5 protein-coding genes are annotated in these 5,356 nt (G+C 72.9%); 1 reads left to right on the top strand and 4 read right to left on the bottom strand.

The features are described 5' to 3' along the window. Positions 1-111: 111 nt before the first annotated feature. The 4 genes from JS521_RS23760 to JS521_RS23745 form a co-directional block, all read right to left on the bottom strand. Positions 112-663: a DinB family protein gene (locus JS521_RS23760; RefSeq protein ID WP_205084979.1), complete on the bottom strand. Its 552-nt coding sequence runs from the start codon at positions 661-663 to the stop codon at positions 112-114. Between the two features lie 236 nt (positions 664-899). Further along, positions 900-1,736 (bottom strand): sugar phosphate isomerase/epimerase family protein, encoded by an 837-nt coding sequence (locus JS521_RS23755; RefSeq protein ID WP_205084978.1) that lies wholly within the window; start codon positions 1,734-1,736, stop codon positions 900-902. Further along, positions 1,733-2,887 (bottom strand): dihydrodipicolinate synthase family protein, encoded by a 1,155-nt coding sequence (locus JS521_RS23750; protein ID WP_205084977.1) that lies wholly within the window; start codon positions 2,885-2,887, stop codon positions 1,733-1,735. Before JS521_RS23750 ends, JS521_RS23755 begins: the two co-directional genes overlap by 4 nt. Next, positions 2,884-4,035, bottom strand: coding sequence for a Gfo/Idh/MocA family protein (locus JS521_RS23745; RefSeq protein ID WP_205084976.1), 1,152 nt, complete (start codon positions 4,033-4,035; stop codon positions 2,884-2,886). Before JS521_RS23745 ends, JS521_RS23750 begins: the two co-directional genes overlap by 4 nt. 109 nt (positions 4,036-4,144) lie before the next feature. Here JS521_RS23745 and JS521_RS23740 point away from each other — a divergent pair, with 109 nt between their 5' ends. Continuing rightward, complete coding sequence (locus tag JS521_RS23740) at positions 4,145-5,257, top strand: LacI family DNA-binding transcriptional regulator (RefSeq protein WP_205084975.1); 1,113 nt, start codon at positions 4,145-4,147, stop codon at positions 5,255-5,257. The last annotated feature ends 99 nt before the right edge of the window (positions 5,258-5,356 follow it).

The following is a 5,356-nucleotide window of genomic DNA, read 5'->3' as shown; positions in this document are numbered from 1 at the left end:
GCCCGCCCCCCGCCCCGCCCCCCCCCCGGCGCCCCCCCGCCCCCCCGCCCCCCCCCCCCCCCCCCCCCCCCCCCCCCCCCCCCCCCCCCGCGGTGAACCCTGTCCTTCAGGTCACCCCGGGTCCTCGCCCGTCAGGCCGTCGACCGACTCGCGGATGAGGTCGGCGTGGCCGACATGGCGGGCGTACTCCTCGACGAGGTCCAGGAGGATGCGGCGGAGGTTGGGGCGTTCGCCGCCGCGGGTGACGTACGCGCCGAGCTGGTCCAGGCCGCCCCCGGTGCTCAGCGCCTCCTCGATGACGGCCCGGGAGCGGGTCGCCGACTCCCGCCAGAGGGTGCGCAGTTGCTCGGGGGTGTCCTCGGCGGCGGTGCGGTAGGCCCAGTCCGGGTCGTTGTCCCAGTCGACCGTGTTCCACGGTGCGCCGACCGGGACACCGAGCCAGAGGCGGGCGAAGTGGCTGTCCTCGACATGCGCCAGGTGCTTGAGCAGGCCGCCCAGGGTGACGGAGGACGCGCCGACCGTGGCCCGCAGCCCGTCCGCGCCCAGGCCCGAGGTCTTCCAGGACAGCGTGGCCCGCTGGCGTTCCAGCGCACCGAGGACAGCCGCCGTCTCCGTACCGGCGAGGGGAGGTTCGGGCCAGTCTTCCGCTGCGCTCTCCGTCATGGCGGCAGATCCTGACGAACGGCGTCAGGCCGGCGAACAGACGGCGTGAGGGCGGCCGAGAAAGCGGAATGGGGCCCGGCCTCACGGCCGGACCCCCCTCGCTTTCCCCTCCCGTCGGGCCTTCCCGTTCCCCCCGGACCCCTCCCCGGAAGTCCCGACGCCATGTGTGACCCGGGAGGGTACCCAAAGGTTGCAGCCCTTTACGATCTCTTTACCTTCGGTCGTGCGCAGGGCTCTCAGCAGGCATGTTGCACGTAGCGGGCCGCCACTTCCGCCAGGGCCTCCGCCCCGTCACGGGCCCACAGCGCCTCGTTGAAGATCTCCACCTCGATCGGGCCTTCGAAGCCCGCGGATTCCACATCGCGGCGGAAGGCGCGGAAGTCCACGCTTCCGTCACCCAGCTGGCCCCGGCCCAGCAGGACGCCCGCCGGGAGCGGGGTGATCCAGTCGGCCAACTGGAAGGAGTGGATACGGCCGCCCGCGCCCGCGCGGGCGATCTGGGCGGGGGCCCGGTCGTCCCACCAGAGGTGGTACGTGTCGACGACCACGCCGACCTGTTCGGCCGGGAAGCGCTCCGCGAGATCCAGGGCCTGGGTGAGGGTGGAGACCACGCAGCGGTCGGATGCGTACATCGGGTGGAGCGGCTCGATCGCCAGGCGTACGCCGCGCTCCGCCGCGTACGGGCCCAGTTCGGCCAGTGCGTCCGCCACCCGTTCCCGCGCCCCGTGCAGGTCGCGGCTGCCGGGCGGGAGGCCGCCGGAGACCAGGACCAGGGTGTCGGTGGGCAGGGCCGCCGCCTCGTCGATCGCCGCCCGGTTGTCGTCCAGGGCGCGGGCGCGCTCACTCGGGTCGAGGGCCGTGAAGAAGCCGCCCCGGCAGAGGCTGGTGACGGTGAGCCCGGCGTCCGCGAGGAGCCTCGCCGTGCGCTCGACGCCGTACGCCTGCACCGGGGCCCGCCACAGGCCCACCTTGCCGATGCCCGCCTTGGCGCAGCCCTCGGCGAGCTCCGGCAGCGACCACTGCTTGATGGTCTCCTGGTTGATGCTCAGCCGTGCCAGGTCGCCGTTGGTCATCGTGTGCCTCCGTGGACGGCGAGCAGCGTGCGCATCCGGTGTGCGGCCAGCTCCGGATCCGGGAACAGGCCCAGCCCGTCGGCCAGTTCGTACGCCTTCGCCAGATGGGGCAGCGAGCGGGCCGACTGGAGGCCGCCCACCATCGTGAAGTGGTCCTGGTGGCCGGCCAGCCAGGCCAGGAACACGACGCCCGTCTTGTAGAAGCGGGTGGGGCTTCGGAAGAGGTGGCGGGACAGCTCGACCGTGGGGTCCAAGAGGGCTCGGAAGCCGTCCACGTCCCCCGTGTCCAGCACCCGTACCGCGTGCGCCGCCAGCGGGCCCAGCGGGTCGAAGATGCCCAACAAGGCGTGGCTGAAGCCGCGTTCGTCGCCCGCGATCAGTTCCGGGTAGTTGAAGTCGTCGCCGGTGTAGCAGCGCACCCCGCCCGGGAGGCGGCGGCGGACGTCGATCTCGCGGGCCGCGTCCAGGAGGGAGATCTTGATGCCGTCGACCTTGTCCGGGTGTTCCGCGATGACCTTCAGGAACGTGTCCGTGGCCTCGTCGAGGTCGGCGCTGCCCCAGTAGCCCTCCAGGGCCGGGTCGAACATCGGGCCCAGCCAGTGCAGGATCACCGGCTCGGAGGCCTGGCGCAGGAGATGGGCGTACGTGGCGAGGTAGTCCTCCGGACCCTGTGCCGCCTTCGCCAGTGCGCGGGACGCCATCAGGATCGGCTGTACGCCGTTGGCCTCGGCCAGGGCCAGTTGCTCCTCGTACGCCGACCTGACCTCCGCCAACGTCGGCTCGGAGGAAGGCAGCAGCTGGTCGGTGCCCACGCCGCAGGCGATCTTGCCGCCCACCGCCTTCGCCTCGGCGGCCGACCGGCGGATCAGTTCGGCCGCGCCCGCCCAGTCCAGGCCCATCCCGCGCTGCGCGGTGTCCATGGCCTCCGCGACGCCCAGGCCGTGCGCCCACAGGTGGCGGCGGAAGGCGAGCGTGGACTCCCAGTCGACGGCCGCCGGGTCGTCCGGGCCGATGTCCGCGTACGGGTCGGCGACCACGTGCGCCGCCGAGAAGACCGTACGGGAGGAGGGGGCCCCGGCGCCCGGCGTCAGGTCGAGCGGGGTGGCGCGGGGGGTGTAGGGGCCCTGGGGCAGCGGGACGGCCGTCGTCACAGCGTCAGCTCCGGAACCTCGAAGCGGCGGCCCTCGGCCGACGACTTCAGTCCCAGTTCGGCGAGTTGGACGCCCCGGGCACCGGCCAGCAGGTCCCAGGTGTAGGGCGCGTCCTGGACGACGTGGCGCAGGAACAGCTCCCACTGCGCCTTGAACCCGTTGTCGAACTCCTGGTTGTCCGGGATCTCCTGCCACTGGTCGCGGAACGACTCGGTGACCGGGAGGTCCGGGTTCCAGACCGGCTTCGGCGTCGACGAGCGGTGCTGGACACGGCAGTTGCGCAGGCCGGCGACGGCGGAGCCGTGCGTCCCGTCGACCTGGAACTCGACGAGTTCGTCGCGGTTGACCCGTACCGTCCAGGAGGAGTTGATCTGCGCGACGGCCCCGCCCGCCAGCTGGAAGATGCCGTACGCGGCGTCGTCGGCGGTCGCCTCGTACGGCTTGCCCTGCTCGTCCCAGCGCTGCGGAACGTGCGTCTGCACATGGGCCGTTACGGAGGTGACCTGACCGAACAGCTCGTGGAGCACGTACTCCCAGTGCGGGAACATGTCGACGACGATGCCGCCGCCGTCCTCCGCGCGGTAGTTCCAGGAGGGGCGCTGGGCCTGCTGCCAGTCGCCCTCGAAGACCCAGTAGCCGAACTCGCCGCGCACGGACAGGATCTCGCCGAAGAAGCCGCCGTCGATCAGGCGCTTCAGCTTCAGCAGGCCCGGCAGGAAGATCTTGTCCTGGACGACGCCGTGCTTGATGCCGGCGTCACGCGCGAGACGGGCCAGGTCCAGGGCCCCCTCGATGTCCGTGGCGGTCGGCTTCTCGGTGTAGACGTGCTTGCCCGCCGCGATCGCCTTCTTGATCGCCTCCACCCGGGCCGAGGTGACCTGGGCGTCGAAGTAGATCTCGACCGTGTCGTCCGCGAGGACCGCGTCCAGATCGGTCGACCACTCGGTCAGACCGTGGCGCTCGGCGAGTTCCTCCAGGGCGTGGGCGCGGCGGCCGACGAGCACGGGCTCGGGCCACAGCACCCCGCCGTCGCCGAGATCCAGGCCCCCCTGCTCGCGGATCGCGAGGATCGAGCGCACCAGGTGCTGCCGGTATCCCATGCGCCCCGTGACGCCGTTCATGGCGATGCGCACTGTCCTGCGTGTCACGAAGGTCCCTCCATACAGCGGTAGCAAGCGCTTTCTATCGAAGATGACGCTAGCCTGCCGACAGCGGCCGGACAAGAGGGGGCCGCACGTGATCTCACGGAGGACAGCGATGACAGTCACCCTGGCGGATGTGGCGGCGCGCGCCCGGGTGTCCCCGGCCACCGTCTCCCGCGTACTGAACGGCAACTACCCGGTGGCGGCGTCGACCCGGGAGCGGGTCCTGCGCGCGGTGGACGACCTGGACTATGTGCTCAACGGGCCCGCCAGTTCCCTCGCGGCGGCCACCTCGGATCTGGTCGGCATCCTGGTCAACGACATCGCCGACCCGTTCTTCGGGATCATGGCGGGGGCGGCCCAGACGCAGATCGGCGGCCCCGGGGACGGTTCGGGGCGGGCGGGCGGCGAGAAGCTGGCCGTCATCTGCAACACCGGCGGCTCCCCGGAGCGCGAACTCACCTATCTCACGCTCCTCCAGCGCCAGCGCGCCGCCGCCGTCGTCCTCACCGGCGGCGCGGTCGAGAGCCCGGCGCACCAGGCCGCGATGTCCGCGAAGCTGACGAAGCTCGCGGACGCGGGCACCCGGATCGTCTTCTGCGGGCGCCCCCCGCTGCCCGAGGGCGACGCGCTCGTCGCCGCCCTCGCGTTCGACAACCGGGGCGGCGGCCGCCGGCTCACCGAACACCTGATCTCGCTCGGCCACCGCAGGATCGGTTACGTCGCCGGGCCCCGGGAACGCACCACCACCCGGCACCGGCTGGAGGGCCACCGGGAGGCGCTGCACGCGGCGGGGCTGGCCGATGAGCCTGCAGGGGGCGAGAGCGCCGACAACGGCGGGACCGGCTCCGGTGATCAGGACCGGCTCACCGTGCACGGGCCCTACGACCGGCGCTCCGGGTACGAGGCCACCCTCGAACTCCTGCGCAGGGCACCGGACGTGACCGCGATCGTGGCCGCCAACGACACCGTGGCGCTGGGCGCGTGCGCGGCCGTACGGGACCAGGGGATGCGCATCCCGCAGGACATATCGGTCGCGGGCTTCGACGACCTGCCGTTCTCGGTGGACGCGGTGCCGGCCCTCACGACGGTCCGGCTGCCGCTCTTCGAGGCGGGCGCCCGGGCGGGGCGGCTCGCGATGGGCAAGGAGAGCCCGCCGCCCGGCGGCATCGCGACCATCGCCGCCGAGCTGATGATCCGGGGGTCCACGGCGGCGCCCCGGGGGTGAGTCGGATGCTGTCGCGGGGCCGGGGCCCGTCGTCGGACTCCCGTCCCCCGGGCGACGACGGCAGTGGGACGTCAGGCCCCGGGCGGGGGTCCGTGGGCG

It is taken from the genome of Streptomyces durocortorensis, assembly GCF_016901035.1.
GTDB lineage: Bacteria > Actinomycetota > Actinomycetes > Streptomycetales > Streptomycetaceae > Streptomyces > Streptomyces durocortorensis.
This window is presented reverse-complemented; position numbering and strand designations above follow the sequence as displayed.

Bases quoted from the DNA above. Each gene is read 5' to 3' on its own strand.
- JS521_RS23760 (WP_205084979.1), bottom strand. From the start codon at position 663: ATGACGGAGAGCGCAGCGGAAGACTGGCCCGAACCTCCCCTCGCCGGT.
- JS521_RS23755 (WP_205084978.1), bottom strand. From the start codon at position 1,736: ATGACCAACGGCGACCTGGCACGGCTGAGCATCAACCAGGAGACCATC.
- JS521_RS23740 (WP_205084975.1), top strand. From the start codon at position 4,145: ATGACAGTCACCCTGGCGGATGTGGCGGCGCGCGCCCGGGTGTCCCCG.